Source organism: Massilia sp. 9096 (assembly GCF_000745265.1).
In the GTDB taxonomy this organism is placed as follows: domain Bacteria; phylum Pseudomonadota; class Gammaproteobacteria; order Burkholderiales; family Burkholderiaceae_D; genus Telluria.
Map to the genome: position 1 here is coordinate 1,354,214 of NZ_JQNN01000001.1, position 19,768 is coordinate 1,373,981.

General features: G+C 68.0%; 16 protein-coding genes. 5 read left to right on the forward strand and 11 right to left on the reverse strand.

Translation table 11 applies throughout. From position 1 onward, the window contains the following. Window positions 1-21 precede the first annotated feature (21 nt). On the forward strand, window positions 22-1,140 hold the full coding sequence (gene lpxD / locus FA90_RS05900) for a UDP-3-O-(3-hydroxymyristoyl)glucosamine N-acyltransferase (RefSeq protein WP_081934051.1): 1,119 nt from the start codon (window positions 22-24) through the stop codon (window positions 1,138-1,140). A gap of 33 nt (window positions 1,141-1,173) precedes the next feature. On the opposite strand, the gene FA90_RS05905 is transcribed toward lpxD, so the two are convergent. From FA90_RS05905 to FA90_RS05940, 8 genes are all read right to left on the reverse strand, one after another. Continuing rightward, complete coding sequence (locus FA90_RS05905) at window positions 1,174-3,414, reverse strand: ATP-binding protein (RefSeq protein WP_036166898.1); 2,241 nt, start codon at window positions 3,412-3,414, stop codon at window positions 1,174-1,176. An 18-nt stretch (window positions 3,415-3,432) separates the two neighbouring features. Next, the gene (locus FA90_RS05910) at window positions 3,433-4,797 is read right to left on the reverse strand and encodes a GDSL-type esterase/lipase family protein (RefSeq protein WP_081933680.1); all 1,365 of its coding nucleotides are present in this window, start codon (window positions 4,795-4,797) and stop codon (window positions 3,433-3,435) included. A gap of 106 nt (window positions 4,798-4,903) precedes the next feature. Further along, window positions 4,904-5,683, reverse strand: coding sequence for a peptidylprolyl isomerase (locus FA90_RS05915; protein WP_036166906.1), 780 nt, complete (start codon window positions 5,681-5,683; stop codon window positions 4,904-4,906). A gap of 80 nt (window positions 5,684-5,763) precedes the next feature. Beyond that, the gene (locus FA90_RS05920; RefSeq protein ID WP_036174349.1) at window positions 5,764-6,543 is read right to left on the reverse strand and encodes a peptidyl-prolyl cis-trans isomerase; all 780 of its coding nucleotides are present in this window, start codon (window positions 6,541-6,543) and stop codon (window positions 5,764-5,766) included. 100 nt (window positions 6,544-6,643) lie between these two features. Next, complete coding sequence (locus FA90_RS05925) at window positions 6,644-6,949, reverse strand: BolA family transcriptional regulator (protein ID WP_239700557.1); 306 nt, start codon at window positions 6,947-6,949, stop codon at window positions 6,644-6,646. Beyond that, the gene (locus FA90_RS05930) at window positions 6,946-7,578 is read right to left on the reverse strand and encodes a septation protein A (RefSeq protein WP_036166909.1); all 633 of its coding nucleotides are present in this window, start codon (window positions 7,576-7,578) and stop codon (window positions 6,946-6,948) included. The genes FA90_RS05925 and FA90_RS05930 overlap by 4 nt, the downstream gene beginning before the upstream one ends. Before the next feature lie 13 nt (window positions 7,579-7,591). After that, complete coding sequence (gene msrB / locus FA90_RS05935) at window positions 7,592-7,987, reverse strand: peptide-methionine (R)-S-oxide reductase MsrB (RefSeq protein ID WP_036166912.1); 396 nt, start codon at window positions 7,985-7,987, stop codon at window positions 7,592-7,594. A 42-nt stretch (window positions 7,988-8,029) separates the two neighbouring features. Continuing rightward, window positions 8,030-9,493: a YdiU family protein gene (locus FA90_RS05940; RefSeq protein WP_307172385.1), complete on the reverse strand. Its 1,464-nt coding sequence runs from the start codon at window positions 9,491-9,493 to the stop codon at window positions 8,030-8,032. Window positions 9,494-9,770: 277 nt separating this feature from the next. Between FA90_RS05940 and FA90_RS05945 the strand changes: the two genes are divergently transcribed. From FA90_RS05945 to FA90_RS05955, 3 genes are all read left to right on the forward strand, one after another. Further along, window positions 9,771-11,432 (forward strand): 3-(methylthio)propionyl-CoA ligase, encoded by a 1,662-nt coding sequence (locus tag FA90_RS05945; RefSeq protein ID WP_373994592.1) that lies wholly within the window; start codon window positions 9,771-9,773, stop codon window positions 11,430-11,432. A 69-nt stretch (window positions 11,433-11,501) separates the two neighbouring features. Next, window positions 11,502-13,583, forward strand: a complete 2,082-nt coding sequence (locus tag FA90_RS05950; protein WP_036166920.1) for a 3-hydroxyacyl-CoA dehydrogenase NAD-binding domain-containing protein — start codon at window positions 11,502-11,504, stop codon at window positions 13,581-13,583. 299 nt (window positions 13,584-13,882) lie between these two features. Beyond that, the gene (locus tag FA90_RS05955) at window positions 13,883-15,118 is read left to right on the forward strand and encodes an MFS transporter (RefSeq protein WP_051971474.1); all 1,236 of its coding nucleotides are present in this window, start codon (window positions 13,883-13,885) and stop codon (window positions 15,116-15,118) included. Here the strand turns inward: FA90_RS05955 and FA90_RS05960 are convergent. Both FA90_RS05960 and FA90_RS24835 read right to left on the reverse strand, forming a co-directional pair. Beyond that, on the reverse strand, window positions 15,112-16,815 hold the full coding sequence (locus FA90_RS05960) for an MFS transporter (RefSeq protein ID WP_036174358.1): 1,704 nt from the start codon (window positions 16,813-16,815) through the stop codon (window positions 15,112-15,114). The genes FA90_RS05955 and FA90_RS05960 overlap by 7 nt on opposite strands. A gap of 101 nt (window positions 16,816-16,916) precedes the next feature. Further along, window positions 16,917-17,999, reverse strand: coding sequence for a tyrosine-type recombinase/integrase (locus FA90_RS24835; protein WP_051971475.1), 1,083 nt, complete (start codon window positions 17,997-17,999; stop codon window positions 16,917-16,919). A 239-nt stretch (window positions 18,000-18,238) separates the two neighbouring features. On the opposite strand from FA90_RS24835, the gene FA90_RS05970 reads away from it, so the two are divergent. Then, the gene (locus tag FA90_RS05970; protein WP_036166923.1) at window positions 18,239-18,541 is read left to right on the forward strand and encodes a Dabb family protein; all 303 of its coding nucleotides are present in this window, start codon (window positions 18,239-18,241) and stop codon (window positions 18,539-18,541) included. A gap of 57 nt (window positions 18,542-18,598) precedes the next feature. On the opposite strand, the gene FA90_RS05975 is transcribed toward FA90_RS05970, so the two are convergent. Further along, window positions 18,599-19,582: an aldo/keto reductase gene (locus tag FA90_RS05975; RefSeq protein ID WP_036166926.1), complete on the reverse strand. Its 984-nt coding sequence runs from the start codon at window positions 19,580-19,582 to the stop codon at window positions 18,599-18,601. Between the last annotated feature and the right edge of the window lie 186 nt (window positions 19,583-19,768).

Genomic DNA, 19,768 nt, shown 5'->3' on the forward strand with positions numbered 1-19,768 from the left:
ACGAGCAAGAGAGGGATGCGCATGGGACTCCGACTGGCTAGCTTGATAGAACGTTTCGGTGGCCGACTGCACGGCACGGCCGACCTGGAAGTCACCGCCATCGCACCGCTCGACCGGGCCGGCCCGGCCGACATCAGCTTTCTCGCCAACGCAAAACTGCGCGCCCGGGCTGGGTGCAGCGGGGCGGCGGCGCTGATCCTCGCGCCGGGCGATGATGCCGCCGTGGCCGCGAACTACCGCGGCGCGCGCATCGTCACGGCCAATCCTCACGCCTATTTCGCGCGTGTTGCGCAGTTGCTGGTGCCCGCCAGGGCCGATGCGCCGCCGCCCGGCGTCCACGTCTGCGCCGTCGTGCACGAGACCGCCCGCATCGACCCCACCGCGCGCATCGGCCCGCTGGTGACGGTCGAAGCCGGCGCGGTCGTCAAAGCCCGGGCGGTCATCGACGCCGGCTGCTTCATCGGTCGCGAAGCCGTGATCGGCGAGGAGACGCACCTGTTCGCCAACGTCAGCTTCCACGCCCGCTGCATCATCGGCAAGCGCGGCACGATCCACTCGGGCGCGGTGATCGGCGGCGACGGCTTCGGCTTCGCTGTCGAGGATGGCGTCTACGTCAAGATCCCGCAGATCGGGCGGGTGGTGATCGGCGACGACGTCGACATCGGCTGCAACACCACGGTCGACCGCGGCGCGCTGGACGACACCGTCATCGAAGATGGCGTCAAGCTCGACAACCAGATCCAGATCGGCCACAACACCCGCATCGGCGCCCACACGGCAATGGCCGGCTGCGTCGGCGTGGCCGGCAGCGCGCGCATCGGCCGCCACTGCACCTTCGGCGGCGCGGCCATGGTCAACGGCCATATCGAGATCGCCGACCACGTCGACATTACTGCCGGCACGCTGGTGGCGAATTCGATCAGCGAGCCGGGCCGCTACACCGGCTTTTATCCGATCACGCCGAACGCCGACTGGGAACGCAACGCGGCGCTGCTGCGTAAGCTGCCGGCGCTGCGCGAGCGCATCCGTATGTTGGAAAGGCAGCTGAAGGCGTTGGGCGCCGAGGCGGGGGCGAGCCTCGGCCGGCACCCGGGCAGCGGGCGCAGCAGCAGTGCCGGACCTCCGTCAACCGAGCCCTGAGTGCCGGCGCGTGCTGCGCGCAGGCGTGCACGGTCACGGCGCCGGCTCTGTAGATGCCGCGCTCGCCAGCGCGCGCTGGAGGTCGTCCACGCTGGCCGGCTTGGTGAGGTGCAGGTCGAAGCCGGCCGCGCGGGCGCGCTGGACGTCCTCTTTCTGGCCGTAGCCGGTGAGGGCGACCAGCCGCAGCCCGCGCGCCTGCGCAGCCGCGTCCGCGTCCACGCCCACGCCCATACGCGTGCGCGCGCGCAAGGCCGCCGCCAGCGCATAGCCGTCCATGTCCGGCAGGCCGATGTCGAGGATGGCGACATCGGGCGCCAGGTCGCCGGCGAGTGCCAGCGCCGCGGCGCCATCGTGGGCGATGCGCACGCTGTGGCCCAGGCTTGCGAGCAGGCTGGCCGTGGTCTCGGCCGCGTCGCGGTTGTCGTCGACCAGCAGGATGCGCCGTGCGCGCGTGTCGTGCGGCGCGGCCGTGGGGGCGGGCGCGTGCGCGGGCTGGACGAGCGGCAGCACGACCTCGAAACGGCTTCCTTGGCCCGGGCCGGCGCTGCTGGCGCTGATGCGTCCGCCGTGCAGTTCGACGATGCGGCGCACGATCGCGAGGCCCAGGCCGAGGCCGCCGGTGGCGCGCGCCAGCGCTTGCGGCGCCTGGAAGAACGGCTCGAAGATGTGCGGCAGGTGCTCGAGTGCGATGCCGGCGCCGTTGTCGATCACGGCCAGGCGTGCTTCGCCCTCCACGACCTCGAGCACGACGCGCGTTCGGGTGCTGCCGAAGCGCGCGGCGTTCGACAGCAGGTTGCCCAGCACCTGCGTCAGGCGGCTGTCGTCGCCCGTCACCCAGGCGGCGTCCGGCGCCTCGAGCGTGACGGCCTGGCTGTTCAGCGCCGCCACGGCGTGGCGCACCGTGTCGGCCAGGTTGAGTGGACGCGGTTCGATCGTGAGCTTGCCGGAGGCGATGCGCGAGACGTCCAGCAAATCGTCGACCAGGCGCTTGAGGTGGGTCACCTGGCGCCGCATGATGCCGCGTTCGCGCCGGGCCGAGGGTTCGTCGCGCATGTCCATCAGGTCCAGGGCGGTGACGATCGGGCTGAGCGGATTGCGCAGTTCGTGGCCGAGTACCGCCAGGAACTCGTCCTTGGCGCGGCCGGCGCGGCGCGCCTGCTCGAGCGCGTCGTCCTGGCTGCGCAGCGCCTGTTCGAGCGATTCCAGCAGGCGCGTACGCTCCTGCTCGTGGCGGTCGCGGCGGCGGGCGGCGGCTACGAGCGCCTGGCCCATGGCGTCGATTTCACGGATGCCCGACGGCGCGGGCAGAACCGGTGCGCCGGCGCCGAGCGCGGCCGCGCCCTGCGCCAGCTGGTCGATGCGGCGTGCGATGCGCCCGGCCAGCCAGGTGGCCAGCGCCACGCAAGCGACCAGCGTCGCGCCCAGGCCGCTGCCGTACAGCGCCAGGCCGGCGGGCGCGCTGCTCGGCGCCGCCCCGACCGCGACCACCCAGCCGTAGCGCGACAGGGTGGTGTAGGCGGTGCTCACCCGCCGTCCTTCCATGGTGACCGTCTCCCCGGTGTTTTCGAGGCCGCCCTGGCGCATCAGGGCCAGCAGCGATGCGCTCGGCGCCCGGGTGACGGTGCCGTCCTGGTCGATCGAGCGCGCCACCATCGAGCGCGACCCGTCCAGCACGCCGATGACCGAGCCGCTCGGCGCGCGCTGGCGTTCGACCACGCGCAGGATGCGGGTCGGGCGGATCACCGCCGTCAACACGTACAGCCGGCCGGCGCTGTCCGTCACCGGGACCCGGACCGGCACCGCGGGCCGTCCACCGCCGCCGCGCGCGATGCGGCCCGCGACCGGGTGGCGCAGCGCCAGCGCCTGCTGCAGGCTGGCCGGATCGGCGATGGGCGCCGGCGGCGCACCGTAGGGCGCCATGGTGCGAAACAGCATCTTGCCGTCGGCATCGGCCAGCATCACGCCCAGCCACTCCGGGTGGACCTGCGACTGCTGGGCCGCAATCGCGTAGAAGGCGGGGATGTCGCCGCGCAGCAGCGCCGGGGAGCGCGCCATCCCGCTTAGGGTGGCGACAGTGCCGTCGAGTTCGGCGTCGACCGCGCTCGCGAGCGCGCGCGCAAGGTCGAGCAGACCGCGTTCCTGCTCGCGCAGCCGGTGCTGGCCGGCGGCGTCGATGCTCCACACGCCGAGCAGCGCCAGCGGCAGCAGGCCGATCGCCGCCAGCAGGATCAGCAGGTGGCGCAGCGACAGGGTGGTACCGGCGGCAGTGCGCATGAGTTCCCCTGGCTCCTGTCAGCGCACCAGGGCGTCCAGCGCCGGCGCCATCGCGTCGGCCCAGATCCGGTAGCCGCGCTCGTTCGGATGCAGCAGGTCCGGCATGATGTCCTTCGACAGCGTGCCGTCCGGCGCCAGGAAGGCCGCGCCGATGTCCAGGAAGACGACCTGGCGACCGTCGGCCAGGCCCGCCAGCTGCGCGTTGACCTGCGCGTTCAGCCGGCGCCCCGGGTCGTCCGGGCCCGCGCCGCGCGGGAAGATCGCCAGCAGCAGGATGCGCGTGCGCGGCAGGCGCCGGCGCAGTTCTTCGATATCGGCGCGCACGCCCGCGACGGTGGCCTCGGGCGCATCCTGGCGCGCGCCGCCGTTGTTGGTGCCGATCATCAGCACCGCGGCCTTTGGGTCGATGCCGTCGACTTCGCCATGGCGCAGGCGCCACAGCAGGTTCTCGGTGCGGTCGCCGGCAAAGCCGAGGTTGAGCGGGTGCAGCGCGGCGTAGCGTTCGGCCCACACCGTCTTGCCCTGGTTTTCCCAGTTATTCGTGATCGAATCGCCGATGAAAACGACGCCGGTCGACTCGGCGGCCTGGCGCCGCCGTGCGATCTCGGCCAGCACGGCGGCGTGGCGCGGCATCCACCACGCCAGCGACCAGGATTCCTCGAGCGGCGCCGGCGTGACCGAGGCGGTGCGGTAGTCCGGGCAGGCCGTGTTCGAACGGCCGTGCGCCTCGATGCGCACGTTGGCCACCTCGACGTCGCCGGCTCCGGTGCCGTCCAGCGCGAACGGGTGGGTGACGGCGCCGTAGTCGTCGCCGTCGCGCCAGAAGCAGCGCAGCGCATAGCTCAGGCGGCGCCAGCCCTGGCCCTGGGCCGCGCGTGCGGCGACCACGTCGACCACCTTGCGCTCGCAGCCTTCGCCGCAATCGACGCGGTAGGCCAGGCCGCCCTGCGCCAGTTCGTTGACCTTCAGGTCGAACGACAGCGTGCCGTCGGCGAGGTAGGGGCGCAGGTCGAGCGGCGCGCTGTCGATGCGCAGCGTGGCGATCCAGCTGTCCTTCCAGCGCAGGCCGAGCGCGGCGCCCGACCCTGGCGCAGCGCCCGCGGGCGGCGCCACGCGGCGCGCTTCGATCACGGCGCCGGGCTGCTTGGGGTCGACATCCATGCGCGCGGCCGCGCTGGTGGCGGCGTCGAGCGTCTGCTGGACGTCGGCGTCACCGAACACGATGTGCGCGCCGGCGACCGGCTTGCCGTCGTACAGGGACAGGGCCGGCGCGGTCTGGGCATGAACGGCGCCGCCGCTGCAGGCCAGCACGCCCAGCAGCATGGCGGAGACGACCGGGGCAGCGGCCGCTGCGCGACTGCGTGTACGAGGAAAAAGGAACATGCGCCCTCCATGGCGATGATTGGTGAACTGGCCCGCGGCGCGAACGGCAAAGCGCCGGGCCAAAAAAAAGCGCCCCCGCGGGAGCGCTTTTGCTGGCCGATCCGGATTATTGGATCTTGGCTTTCTTCATCAGGTCGTCGCGGAAGGCGGCGACGCGGCGCTGCTGCAGCGATTCCGCGATCTGCTGCTTGACGTCGGCCAGGGCCGGGACCTTGGCCGGACGCACGTCTTCCAGCTTGATGACGTGGTAGCCGTACTGGGTCTTGACCGGAGTCTGGGTGACTTCGCCTTTTTTCAGCGAGGTCATCGCTTGCGAGAACTCAGGCACGAAGTTGGCCGGGCTTGCCCAGTCCAGGTCGCCGCCATTGGCTGCCGAACCCGGGTCCTTCGACTGCTTGGCCAGGTCTTCGAACTTGGCGCCGCCTTTCAGCTTGGCGATGATCTGCTTGGCTTCGTCTTCGGTCGCGACCAGGATGTGGCGCGCGTGGTATTCCTTGTCGCCGACCTGGGACTTGTACTTGTCGTACTCGGCCTGGATCTCGGCGTCGGTGACCGGGTGCTTCTTGACGTAGTCGGCCAGCATCGCGTTGATGATGATGCTCTGGCGAGCGTTGTCGATGGCGTTCTTGACGTCCGGACGGGCGCCGACGCCTTCCTTGTCGGCTTGCTGGATCAGGACTTCACGGCTGATCAGGTCCTTCTTGATCGCATCGCGCAGCTGCGGGGAGTCGGTGGCCTTGCCTTGCGCGACGACCTGCTTGACCACCTGGTCAACCTTGGACGCCGGGATGGGCTTGCCATTGACGGTCGCAACGTTTTGCGCGAACGACGGCAGAGCTACCATCGCGATCATGGCGAACAACAGGCGGGCGGGCTTCACAATCATGTATCGATCCTATTCATTCCAAACGAAACAGTCGCCGCGGCGACGAAAACCGGCGGTCGAAACCGCCGGGAGACAGCATCTTACTGCACCTTGGCGTTCTTGACCATTTGCTCCTGGTAAGCAGCCAGTTTCTGCTGCGCCAGGGCATCGGAGATCTGGGGCTTGACTTCATCCAGCGACGGCAGCTTGGCGGCGCGCACGTCGTCCAGCTTGATCACGTGCCAGCCGACCTGGGTGTGCACCGGGTTCTCGGTCACCTGGCCTTTTTGCAGGCCGGTGAAGCCGGCGGCGAACTCGGGCGGGAACGAGGACGGGCTCGCCCAGTCCAGGTCGCCGCCGTTGTTGGCGGTGCCGGTGTCCTTCGACTGCTTGGCCAGGTCTTCGAACTTGGCGCCGCCCTTGATCTTGGCGATGATCGCCTTGGCGTCGGCTTCGTTCTCGACCAGGATGTGGCGCACGTGGTATTCCTTGTCGCCGGTCTGCTTGGTGAAGCGGTCGTACTCGGCCTTGATTTCGGCATCGCTGACCGGGTGCTTCTGGATGTAGTCGCGGGCCAGGGCGTTGACGACGATGGTCTGGCGGGCGTTCTCCAGCGCCTGCTTCACCTCGGGATTCTTGTCGTAACCTTCCTTGACGGCTTCCTGCATCATCACTTCGCGTGCGATCAGGTCTTTCTTGACCGCGTCGCGCAGCTGCGGGCCGTCGGTCGCCTGGCCCTGCGCTACGACTTGCTTGACGATGGCGTCGGCGCGCGAGGACGGAATCGGCTTGCCGTTCACGACGGCAAGGTTCTGCGCGAAAGCAGGCGTAACGGCGATGGCGATCAGGGCTAACAGCAGCCGTGCTGGCTTAAAAGTCATTTTCATTCCTGTGAGGGGGTTGCTTGGACGAGGTTGGATTAATTCTTATAGTCAGTGCGTATTGTCGAACAGAATTCTTAAGACTCCCTGAAACCCGCGATCAAGACAGTTCCGAAGGCGCAAGGGCGGTGATCGCCAGCGCGTGAATGTCGGTATGCATCATACCTTGCACGGCATCATACACCAGCCGATGACGCATGACGAGCCTCTGCCCTTCGAACCGTTCGGAAACGACCCGAACGCTATAGTGGCCGCCGCCCGAGGCTGCGCCGGCATGGCCGGCGTGCAGGTGGGAGTCGTCACCGACCGAAAGTTCGACCGGCGCCAGCGCCGCCTGCAGCGCGGCACGGATGCGCTCGACCCGTCCGTCGGCGCGCGTATTCATACTAGTGTCGGCGGCGCTCATGCGTCCTCCTGGATGTATTTGGACAGCATGAAGGTCTGCGCCACCACGAAGGCGAACAGCAGGCCGGTGGCGCCGAACAGCTTGAAGCTGACCCAGGCGTCGGTGTTGCCGCGGAAGACGACGAAGGCCATGAACAGGTTCAACAGGCCCATCGCGGCGAAGAACGCCATCCAGGCATAGCCGACGCGGTTCCAGACCGCATCGGGCAGCTTGATCTGGCTTTCCATCGCCGCACGCATCAGGTTGTTGCGGAAGCCCACCTGGCCGACCAGCAGCACCAGCGCGAACGCCCAATACAGGATGGTCGGTTTCCACTTGATGAATTCTTCATCGTGGAAATAGATTGTCAGGCCGCCCATCACGACGATCACCGCCAGCGACACCCACAGCATGCCGTCGACCTTGCGGCCGCGCACCAGCAGGTAGCCGATCTGCAGCACCGTACCGACGATGCCGACCACGGTGGCCAGCAGGATCGGCGCCTGGTCGGCGGTGATGATGCCGCCGGAAACGAAGCCGCCCAGGGTGTGCTGGGTCAGCGCCTGCGCCGCGTCGGGCTGCAGCTTCGCCACCTTGTAGGCGAGGAAGAACAGGATGACCGGAAACAGGTCGAACAAAAACTTCTTCATGCGCAGTATCCGATCAGAGCGGCTCGAAGCTCAGCGCGGCCGAGTTGATGCAGTAGCGCAGGCCGGTCGGCGGCGGGCCGTCCGGAAACACGTGGCCCAGGTGGGCGTCGCACACCGCGCAGACGATCTCGGTGCGCACCATGCCGTGGGTGCGGTCTTGCTTCTCGATGACGTTGTCCGGATCGAGTGCCTTGAAGTAGCTGGGCCAGCCGCAGCCGGACTCGAACTTGGCGTCCGATTCGAACAGCGCGGTGCCGCAGCAGACGCAGCGGTAGATGCCGTGTTCGTGGTGGTCCCAGAATTTGCCGGTGAAGGCGCGTTCGGTGGCCGCGTGGCGCGTCACCTGGTATTCCATCGGGTCCAGCTGGGCGCGCCATTCGGCGTCGGTCTTGGTCACTTTGTCGCTCATGATGTGCTCGTCGTGTTTATATAGGGATGATGCGGGGCCGGCTCAGGAAGAGCAGCTGACCTCGAGCTGCGCGGCCCAGTCCGGCGGCAGCTCGGCGTAGGTCTCGTGCTCGGGCTGCTCGTCGAAAGGACGCGACAGGATGTCCAGCAGTTTCGAGACCTCGCTGAAGTCGCCGTTCTGCGCACGTTCGATCGCAGTCTGCGCCAGGTAGTTGCGCAACACATATTTCGGGTTGACTTTGCGCATTGCAAGCTGGCGTTCGGTATCAACGCTGCCTTCGGCGCGCAGGCGTGCGCGGTAGCGCAGGGCCCAGACGTCGAAGGCCGGGCGGTCGATGAACAGGTCGCGCAGCGGGGCGTCCGCGTCCGGGACCTCGGCCTCGGGCACGTCGACACGCAGGTCGGCCAGCTTGCGAAAGAACTGGGTGAAGTCGACGTGGCCGGCCTGCATGGCCTGGAACATGGCGTCGAACAGGGCCTTGTCGTCTTCCAGCGCCGTGGTCAAGCCGAGCTTGGCGTGCATCAGCCGGTCGAACTGCTCGCCGTAGGCGTCGATATAGGTGTCGAGCGCGGCTTCGGCGCCTTCCTTGTCGCCGATCAGCGGCATCAGGGCATTGGCCAGCGCGTAGCAGTTCCAGTGGCCGACCGGTACCTGGTTCGAATACGAGTAGCGTCCGCCCTGGTCGGTGTGGTTGCAGATGTGGTCGACGTCGAAGGCTTCCATGAAGCCGAACGGGCCGTAGTCCAGGGTCAGGCCCAGGATCGACATATTGTCAGTGTTCATCACGCCATGCATGAAGCCGACCGCCTGCCAATGCGCGATCATACGGCCGGTGCGCTGCGTCACTTCTTCGAGCAGCGCCAGGTAAGGGTTGGCGGCGCCGCGCAGCTCGGGATAAAAGCCATCGATCACGTAGTCGGCCAGGATGCGCAATTCCTCGTGCCTGTTGTTATACGAGAAGTGCTCAAAAGAACCGAAACGCACGAAGCTGGGCGCCATGCGGGTCACCACGGCGGCGCTCTCGACGGTTTCGCGCACCACGCGCTGGTTCGATCCGGTGACCATCAGCGCGCGCGTGGTCGGGATGCCCAGGGCCGCCATCGCTTCCGAGCACAGGAATTCGCGGATCGACGAGCGCAGCACCGCGCGGCCGTCGCCCATGCGCGAGTAAGGCGTCATGCCGGCGCCCTTGAGCTGCAGTTCCAGCTTGCCGCCAGGCCCCGACAATTCGCCCAGCAGGATGGCGCGGCCATCGCCGAGTTGGCCTGCCCAGTGCCCGAACTGGTGTCCGGAATACACGGCGGACAACGGCTTGGCGCGCGGCGGCACCTGGTTACCGGTGAATACGGTGACGAAGTCCTCATGCGACAGTTCGGCCGGGTCGAGCCCGACCAGCGCAGCCGCCGACGCGCTGCCCGCCACAAAATAGGGCGCTGGCAACGGCGTCGGCATCAGTCGCGTGTAGAACGCGGGCGGCAATTCGGCAAACGAATTGTCCAGTTGCAGGTCATCGGCGCGGATAGGAGTTCCTTCAGGGTTGGCGCAATCAATGGCGGGATTCTACCGCAGCTGCGCAAATTGCATGGCGACGCTTGCGCACGGCACACGCGCCTTGCATCTGCTAACGCATCGTTAATGAATAGAAAGACAATGCCTGCGGTGGCGGTGCGCCGCAGCATCGAAATCCATTGACGCTGCTTTATGACGCGCGCAACACTCGTCCTTGCCACGAGCGCTCGGCGGTTGGCCACGATGCGCGCGGGCACCAAGCACGGAGGAGATGATGGACACCGCACCCAGAGCGCTTCCAGGCCAGATGATGATCGAGCCGCTTATGATCTCGAGCATCATCCGCTTTGCGGCACGTCACTACGGCGCCAGCGAGATCGTGTCGCGCCGCACCGAGCCGGCACTGCAGGGCGAGCTGCACCGCAGTACTTACCGTGCATGCGAACGGCGCGCGCGCCGCCTGGCGCAGGCAATCGAAGATTGCGGCGTCAGCATGGGCGAGCGCGTCGGCACGCTGGCCTGGAACGGCCATCGCCACCTCGAGCTGTATTACGCCGTGTCCGGTTCGGGCGCCGTGCTGCACACGATTAATCCACGCCTGCATCCCGAGCAGATCGCCTGGATCGTCAACCACGCGCAAGACCAGATGCTGTTCTTCGACCTGGGTTTTCTGCCGCTGGTGGAAAGCATCGCCGCGCTGTGCCCGACGGTGCGCCATTTCGTGGCGATGACCGAACGCGCCCACATGCCGGCCGCCTCCAGCATCCCGGACCTGCTGTGCTACGAAGACCTGCTCGACGCCTCCGCATCGGCCGGCGACGCGTATGCGTGGCCGCAGTTCGACGAGAACGCGGCCGCCTCGCTGTGCTACACCTCGGGCACCACCGGCAACCCGAAGGGGGCGCTGTACTCGCACCGTTCGACCGTACTGCATGCCTACGCGTCGAGCATGCCGAACGTGCTCAACGTCAGCGCGGCCGACACTGTGCTGCCGGTGGTGCCGATGTTCCACGTCAACGCCTGGGGCTTGCCGTATTCGGCGTTATTGAGCGGCGCCAAGCTGGTGCTGCCAGCCGCGGCGCTGGACGGCAAGTCGCTGTACGACCTGTTCGAGGGCGAGGGCGTGACCTTTTCGGCCGGCGTGCCGACCGTCTGGCTCGGCCTGGTCAACTACGCGCTGCAGAACGATTTGCGCTTCTCGACCTTCCGGCGCACGGTGATCGGCGGTTCGGCCTGCCCGCCGGCGCTGATGGACACGCTGGTCGACCGCTTCGACGTGCAGGTCGTGCACGGTTGGGGCATGACCGAAATGTCGCCGCTCGGGACCACCGGCGGCCTGCTGGCCAGGCATCGCAGCCTGCCGAAGGAAGCGCAGCGGCGGATCCTGCAAAAGCAGGGCCATGCGATCTTCGGGGTCGACATGAAGATCGTCGACCAACACGGCGCCGAGCTGCCCTGGGACGGCGTGAGCGCCGGCGACCTGCTGGTGCGCGGGCCGTGGATCGTCGCCAGCTACTTTCGCGGCGAGACCGACCCGCTCCAGGACGGCTGGTTCCCGACCGGCGACGTGGCCACCATCGACCCGGACGGCTTCATGCAGATCACCGACCGCAGCAAGGACGTGATCAAGTCCGGCGGCGAGTGGATCGGCTCGATCGACCTGGAAAACATCGCGATGTCGCACCCCGGCGTGCTGCAGGCGGCCTGCATCGGCGTGCGCCATCCGAAGTGGGACGAGCGCCCGCTGCTGCTGGTGGTGCGCCGGCCGGGCGTCGAAGTCACGCGCGAGGACATCCTGGGCGCGTTCGAAGGGAAGATCGCCAGGTTCTGGATGCCGGACGACGTCGTGTTCGTCGATGCGCTGCCGATCGGCGGGACCGGCAAGGTGCAGAAGAACCGGCTGCGCGAGGCCTATGCCCGCCATCTGGAGGAATAACACGACCGTTCTTTTTGGCGGTATAGTGTGGCGCAGTGTTGTCACTCTAATAGAAGATCAAGGAGACCCATGAGCGCCGATTACCAGGTCCTGAACAATGTGGCCGTCATCACCCTGAACAACCCGCCGGTGAACGGCCTCGGTCTGGAGACGCGCACCGCGGCGGTCGCGGCGATCGAACGCGCCGGGCTCGACGACGCGGTCAAGGCGATCGTCATCACGGGTGCCGGCAAGGCCTTTTCGGGCGGCGCCGACATCCGCGAGTTCAACTCCCCGAGAGCGCTGACCGAGCCGACGCTGCACACGCTGATCCGCACCGCCGAGAGCGCCGCCAAGCCGACCGTGGCCGCGATCCACAGCGTGTGCATGGGCGGCGGCCTGGAGCTGGCGCTGGGCTGCCATTACCGCGTCGCCGTGCCGGGCGCACAGATCGCGCTGCCGGAAGTCAAGCTCGGCCTGCTGCCGGGCGCCGGCGGCACCCAGCGTTTGCCGCGCGTGCTCGGCCTGGAAGCCGCGCTCGACATGATCGTCAGCGGCGCGCCGGTCGCCTCGGAAAAGCTGCCGGCGCTGTTCGACGCGGTGTTCGCCGCCGGGGCCGACCTGGTGGCCGCCGCGGTCGACTTCGCGAACGGGGTCGCCGACGTGCGCCCGCTGCCCAAGGTACGTGACCGTCAGGTAGCGCACCCGGATGCGCAGGCCTTCCTCGCGCTCGCGCGTGCGCGCGTGGCGAAGGAAGCCGGCCCGTTCCCGGCGCCGCGCGAGTGCGTCGAATGCATCGCCGGGGCCGTCGACATGCCGATCGAGGATGGCCTGGCGTTCGAGCGCGCGCGCTTCATCGCGCTGACGCAGACCCCGGAGTCGAAGGCGCTGCGCCATGCCTTCTTCGCCGAGCGCGCCGCCAGCAAGGTGCCCGACGTTCCGCCGGATACCCCGATCCGCGCGATCAAGTCGGCCGCCGTGATCGGCGCCGGCACCATGGGCGGCGGCATTGCGATGAACTTCGCCAACGCCGGCATCCCGGTGACGATCCTCGAGATGAAACGGGAAGCGCTCGACAAGGGCCTGGCGACCATCCGCAAGAATTACGAAAACACCGTCAGGAAGGGCAAGCTGAGCGCGGAACAATGCGAGCAGCGCCTGAGCCTGGTGAAAGGCACGCTGTCGTACGAAGACATCGCCCAGGCCGACATCGTGATCGAAGCCGTGTTCGAAGACCTGGGCGTCAAGGAGGTCGTGTTCCGCGAGCTCGACGCCATCATGAAGCCAGGCGCGATCCTGGCCTCGAACACCTCGACGCTGGACCTGGACAAGATCGCCGGCTTCACGGCGCGCCCGCAGGACGTGATCGGCCTGCACTTCTTCAGCCCGGCCAACGTGATGAAGCTGCTCGAGATCGTGCGCGGCCGCGAGACCGGCAAGGACGTGCTGGCCACCGCGCTGGCGCTGTCCAAGAAGCTCAGGAAGACCGGCGTGGTGTCGGGCGTGTGCGACGGCTTCATCGGCAACCGCATGGTCGAGCAGTACGTGCGCCAGGCCGGCTTCCTGCTCGACGAGGGCGCGCTGCCCGAACAGGTCGACCGCGCCATCGAAGAATTCGGCTTCGCGATGGGGCCGTTTCGCATGGGGGACCTGGCCGGGAACGACATCGGCTGGGCGATCCGCAAGCGCCGTTACCTGGACATGCCGGACGTGAAGTACTCGAAGACCGCCGACCTGCTGTGCGAGGCGGGCCGCTTCGGCCAGAAGACCGGCGCCGGCTGGTACGACTACCGGCCGGGCGAGCGCACGCCGCATCCGTCGCGGCGCGTGAACGACATGATCGTCCAGCATTCGAAGGACCTCGGCATCGAGCGGCGCCGGATCGGCGACGAGGAGATCGTCGAGCGCCTGGTCTATGCGCTGGTCAACGAGGGCGCCAGGATCCTGCTGGAAGGGATCGCGCTGCGGGCTTCCGACATCGACATGGTCTACCTGACCGGCTATGGTTTCCCGCTGTTTCGCGGCGGGCCGATGTTCTACGCCGATACCGTCGGCTTGCCGAAGGCGCTGGAGGCGATGCACAAGTATGCGCGCGGCTACCACGGCGAGGCGTGGCAGCCGGCGCCGCTGCTGGTGCAGCTGGCGCGCGAGGGCAAGGGGTTCAACGCCTGACTCAAGGCGTGACTCTGGGACTGACTCAGGGCCTGGCTGCCTGCCACAGGGTCCACGCGGCCGCCAGGTTCCAGAGCGGCTGCAGGGCGGTCAGCATGATGAGGCTATGTGGCGTGATCGACATCCCCGCCACCACGGCCGGGCACGGCAGCACGGCGGCGGCTGCCCGCCGGCGCATGCGTCATCAGCCACCCGGCCATGGGCGGGGTGGTAAAGCCGTCCAGCAGCATGGCCCTGAGGCGCGGGATGGCGGCGGCGTGCTAGGCTGTCAGGTCTGCCACCGTCATCACGCCAGTCCAGTGAAAAATGTCTTACTGATCGCCTCCGCCTGCCTGCTCGGCATCCTGTCCACCGTCGGCGCCTCGTTGCCGTACCCGATCCTGCCGCCGCTGTTCGCCAACGCGGCGGCGGGCGACAGCCTGACCCATTTCCTCGGCCTGCCTCCCAAGCTGCTGTTCGCGATCGCGCTGATGGTCAACCCGGTCGGCCTGCTGATCGGCACCGCCACGCTCGGTTCGCTGTCGGACCGCTACGGCCGCCGTCCGTTGCTGCTGACGACCGCGCTGGGCGCCGCGCTCGGGCACATGCTCACGGCCTGGGCGCTGGCGATCCGCTCGTATCCGCTGTTCCTGCTGGCGCGCTTCTGCACCGGCCTGCTCGAAGGGAACGGCTCGATCGTGCGCGCGATGCTGGCCGAGCGCCTGCAGGGCATGCTGCGCAACCAGGCGCTGTCGTGGCTGAACGGCTCGTTTTATCTCGGCTGGCTGGTCGGGCCGCTGCTGGCCGGCTTGACCATCGGCTGGGGCTTGACGGTGCCGTTCTACGTCGCCGCCGGTTTCCTGCTGCTCGGTGCGCTGCTGGTGACGCTGGCGCTGGAGCGCGAGGTCAAGCCCGCCGGGGCAGCCTGGTGGCAGGTCGCGCGCGAACGCCATGCCTTCAACCTGCTGCGCCACCCGGGCCTGCGCACGCTGTTCGGCGTGCAGCTGGCCTACACCTGCGGCGTCACCGCGTTCTACGAGTTCTATCCGCTCTGGCTGGTCGAGGTCGGCCACTACGGCACGCGCGCGATCTCGCTGGCCAACGTCGGCATGTGCGGCGTGATGACGGCGTCGTCCCTGGTCGCCGGGCGCCAGAACCGCGACGACCCGCTGCGTCGCGCGGCCTGGCTGGCGGCCGTGGTGGCGCTGGCGATCGCCACGCTCGGCACCGGCAAGCTGTGGATCGGCCTGGTCGGGATCGTCGCGTTCGGCTTGCCGCACGCGTTCTACAACGCCATCGTGCAGGTGTGGGCCGCCGACCGCTTTTCCGACCATGGCCAAGGCGCGGTGATGGGGCTGTTGTCCACGACCTTCTGCCTGGCCAACATCGTCATGGCGGCGGTCGGCGCGGTGCTGACGCTGGTCGACACGCGCCTGGTGCTGGTACTGGGCGCCCTGATGACGGCGTGGTCGGCCACGCGCATGCGCGCGTGGGCGCGCGTGCCGGCGTCCGATCCGGCAACGGATCCGGGGCGCGACGGCGGCGCCGCTCAATAATCCTGCGCGTAGATATTGTTGTCCTTGGTCTCCCTGACGAACAGGGCGCCGATCACGAAGGTGATCAGGGCCACCACGATCGGGTACCACAGCCCGAAATAGATGTCGCCGCGCGCCGCCACCATCGCGAACGCGAAGGTCGGCAGCAGGCCGCCGAACCAGCCGTTGCCGATGTGGTAGGGCAGGGACATCGAGGTGTAGCGGATGCGGGTCGGGAACATCTCGACCAGCATCGCCGCGATCGGGCCGTAGACCATGGTCACGTACAGCACCAGCACGAACAGCAGCAGCACCACCATCGGCCGGTTGATCTGGGTGGCGTCGGCCTTGGCCGGGTAGCCGGCGGCCTTGAGCGCGGCGCCCAGGTCTTTCTTGAGGGCGGCGTCGCGCGCCTTGCTGGCGGCGTCGAAGTCGCGTCCGGCGGCCGTCATCGTGGCGTTGAACGAGGGATAGACGCGGTCGCCGACCTTGATGCTGGCGATGGTGCCGGCCGGCGCGTCCTGGCGCGTGTAGCTGACCGAGGCCGCGGTGAGCTGGGCGGTGGCGATGTCGCACGAGGACGGGAACTTCTCGGTGCCGGTCAGCTTGAACTGGAAGTGGCAGGATTGCGGGTCGGCGACCACCACCACCGGCGAGCTGGCCAGCGCGCTGGCCAGGGCCGGATTGCCGTAGTTGGTCAGGCCCTTGAAGATCGGGAAGTAGGTCAGCGCGGCGATCAGGCAGCCGGCCAGGATGATGCGCTTGCGCCCGATCCGGTCCGACAGCGAGCCGAAGAACACGAAGAACGGCGTGGCGATCGCCAGGGCGATGGCGAGCAGGATGTTGGCCAGCGCGGCGTCGATCTTGAGCGTTTGGGTGAGGAAGAACAGCGCGTAGAACTGGCCGGTGTACCACACGACGGCCTGGCCCATCGTCAGCCCGAGCAGGGCCAGCAGGGCAATGCGGCCGTTCTTCCAGGTCAGGAAGGCTTCCGACACCGGCGCCTTCGAGGTCTTGCCCTCCGCCTTCATCCGGGCAAAAGCGGGCGACTCCGACATCGACAGCCGGATCCACACCGAGATCCCGAGCAGCAGCACCGAGACCAGGAAGGGTATCCGCCAGCCCCAGGCGTCGAAGGCCTGGGTGTCCATCGCCGCGCGTACCCCGGTGATCACCAGCAGCGACAGGAACAGGCCGAGCGTGGCCGTGGTCTGGATCCAGGAGGTGAAGAAGCCGCGCCGGCCCTCGGGCGCGTGCTCGGCCACGTAGGTGGCGGCGCCGCCGTACTCGCCGCCCAGGGCCAGGCCCTGCAGGATGCGCAGGGAGACCAGGATGATCGGCGCGGCGATGCCCCACGAGGCATAGCCCGGCAGCAGGCCGACGATGAAGGTCGAGGCGCCCATGATCAGGATGGTGATCAGGAAGGTGTACTTGCGCCCGACCATGTCGCCCAGGCGCCCGAACACGAGGGCTCCGAACGGACGCACGATGAAGCCGGCGGCGAAGGCCAGCAGCGCGAAGATGAAGCTGGTGGTGGGGTCGCCGGCAAAGAACTGCTTGGCGATGATCGCGGCCAGCGAGCCGTAGAGGTAGAAGTCGTACCACTCGAAGACGGTGCCGAGGGACGAAGCGAAGATGACCTTGCGCTCTTCCTTCGTGAGTCCGCCGCTGGACGGCAGCGACTTGCCGCCCGCAGCCATGCCAGGTGTGAATGCCATCATGGTCTCCGTATGTTTGTTATCGCATCCGACTGTGCGCCGACAAGCTTACGCGATGCTGTCACCAGCCCCCAGGGCGCGGGCTTGATCGGCCTCAAGCATCAACCTGCCGCGTCGCCGTCACCGGGTTCGCCGCCGGGTGTGCTGTGTCGTTCGACATCGGAATCGTCGTCCGGTTCAGCGCCGGGCTCATCTTCGGGATTGGTGCGCGCGTATTTGTAGGCCGCGGCCGAGCGTTCCAGCGCCAGGCCGAGCACGCCGGTCAGTTCGCCCTGCGAGGTGCCCTGGCGCAGCTGCTGGTTGGCGAAGGTGTTGCGCAGCGTGCGCCCGCCCGCGCGCGCGATGGCGATGCCGGCGCGCTCGAAGCTGGCGCGCACCTGGCGATAGACGGTGGCCTTGTGCAGCGGGTCGCCATCCAGGTTGGCCGGGAAGGCCAGCTCGCCCGGGATCTTCAGGGCGGCGCGTTCGGCCAGCCAGGCGCGCAGCTCGGCCACGCCTTCGCGCGGCAGCGTGGTGGTGTGCTCATGGCTGGTCGGGTGCTTGCTTTCCGGCGTGATGTTCAGTGCGACGCCGCCTTCGAGGTCCGGTTGGCGGCCCACCTCGCCGACCAGCAGGCCGATCGCTTCCGCCACGCGCAAGCCGGCCAGCGCCATCGTCACCTGCATCGCGCGGTCGCGCCGGCGCTTCCAGGCGCCGGCGCCCTCGTTCCTGTCGCCGGGGCCGGCGGGCAGGGCGGCCAGGAAGCGCTGCAGCTCCTCGGCGGTCAGCGCGGTCATCGGCGCATCCTTGGCGATCTGGGCGCGGTCGGTCAGCGCGATCGCCTGGCGCGCCGGGTTGGGCGAGCGTTCCAGGTAATCGAAGCAGCGTTCCAGCAGGCGCAGGTAGCGGTAGGCGATCTTGCTGTTCAAGTCGCGCTTGCCGTCGCTGGCGAGGGCGATGAAGCGCTGCAGGTCGGCCGCGTTCACGGTCGTCATCTTCAGCTTCTCGCTCACCATCCAGCCGGCGAACTTGCCGAACATGAAGGTATAGACCGCCGCCGACTCGGCCGAGACCGGGCGCGGCACCTCGGGCTGGCGGCTGGAGGTCATAACGAAGTCGGGCGACGCCACGAAGGCGGCGAAGGCGACGTTGGGACTGCGGTCCCAGGCGGCGATGGAATGCGGGTCGATCGATGGCGTGGTCATGGGGCACCTTGGATGAGTTTTGCTGTTGACGCTATTTTGCAACTAACCGACCAATAAAACAAGCCAAACCAAAAAACCGCCACCAGCACCGACGGCGCCGGCAAGAGGGATGCCAGCAACGCCGGCCCGCCGGCCCTGGACCCAGGCTGGCAGCCGGGCCCGTACCCGGGCTCGCCATCGCGCCCGCGAACCGCTATGCTGGCCGTATCCATGATCAACCAGAATCGAAACGGAACACCATGCTCAAGCACATCGTCATGTGGAAGTTGAAGGACCACGCCGAAGGCGCCGACCGCGCCGCGAACGCCCTGGAAATGAAGCGGCGGCTGGACGCCTGCGCCGGCATCGTCCCCGGCATGGGCGCCTTCGAAGTGACGCTCGCCCAGCCGGGCCTGGAAGCGACCTATGACGTGGTGCTGTATTCCGAGTTCGACGACCAGGCCGCGCTGGAGGCCTACGCCAGCCATCCGACCCACAAGGCGCTGGTGCCGTTCATCGGCGCGATCCGCGAAGCGCGCCAGTGCATGGACTACATCGTGTGAGGCCGAGGTAGCGAGCGCCCAGGTCGCAAACGCCGGACGCGCGCCGTGATTGCAGTCTCAGTACGGTCCGCGGATGTATTCGCGCACGTGTTCGCGGTACAGCTGCGCGAGCGCCTCGTGGGTTTGCGGGTCGAGCGGGGGCAGGGCGGCGGCGCTGACGTTGGCCTGGACCTGCTGCGGCGAACTGGCGCCCGGGATCACCACCGACACCGCCGGCTGGTCGAGGATCCAGCGCAGCGCCGTCTGGGCCATCGTGACGCCGGGTGGGATCAGCGCGCCGACACGCTCGCTGGCTTCCACGCCGCGCGCCTGGCCAAGGCCGGCGAAGGTTTCGCCGACGTTGAAGGCGGCGCCGTCCTGGTTGAAGTTGCGGTGGTCGTCCGGGCGGAAGGTGGTGGCGCGCGTGATCTTCCCCGCTAGCAGGCCACTGGCCAGCGGCAGGCGCACGATGATGCCGACGCTGCGGGCGGCAGCCTGCGGCAGCAGTTCCTCGAGCGGCTTCTGGCGGAAGATATTCAGGATCACCTGCAGCGAGGTCAGGCCGTCCTGCTGCAGGCAGATCAGGCCTTCCTCGACCGACTCGACGCTCGCGCCCCAGCGCTTGATCAAGCCCTCCTGCTGCAGTTCGCGCAGCCAGTCGAACACGTGGCCCTGCCGCAGCACCTCGGTCGGCACGCAATGCAGCTGCGTCAGGTCGAGGCTGTCCACGCCCAGGCGTTCGAGCGAGCGCTGGGTCGCTTCGCGCAGCGATTCGCGCGTGTAGCCGTCGGGGTAGATGCCGGCGCGGCCCAACTTGGTGGCGACGAACAGGCCGGCGTCGACGCGGCTGCGCAAAAAGCGGCCGATCGAGCGTTCGCTGGCGCCATCGCCATAGACATCGGCGGTATCGATGAAGCGCACGCCGGCCCCATACGCGGTTTCCAGCGTCTGCTGGGCGACGTCGTCGTTCCAGTCGTCGCGCCAGCCGCCGCCGAGCTGCCAGCAGCCCAGGCCGATTTCCGGAACTTCCACGCCGTCGCGGCCGAATCTTCGTGATTGCATGCTATCTCCTTGTATGTCTTGTGGCGGCGTCGTGCCGAACGCTCCGAAGTGTACGCGGGGTTTGTTGCGTGCAGCGCAGGCAAGAAAAAAGAAGGCATGCCGATGAAATCGATTACACGAGAAAAGTCCGGAAAATGTTAACGGAATCATTGGCGATTCAGATTCCTTGGAGCAATATATCGCCTG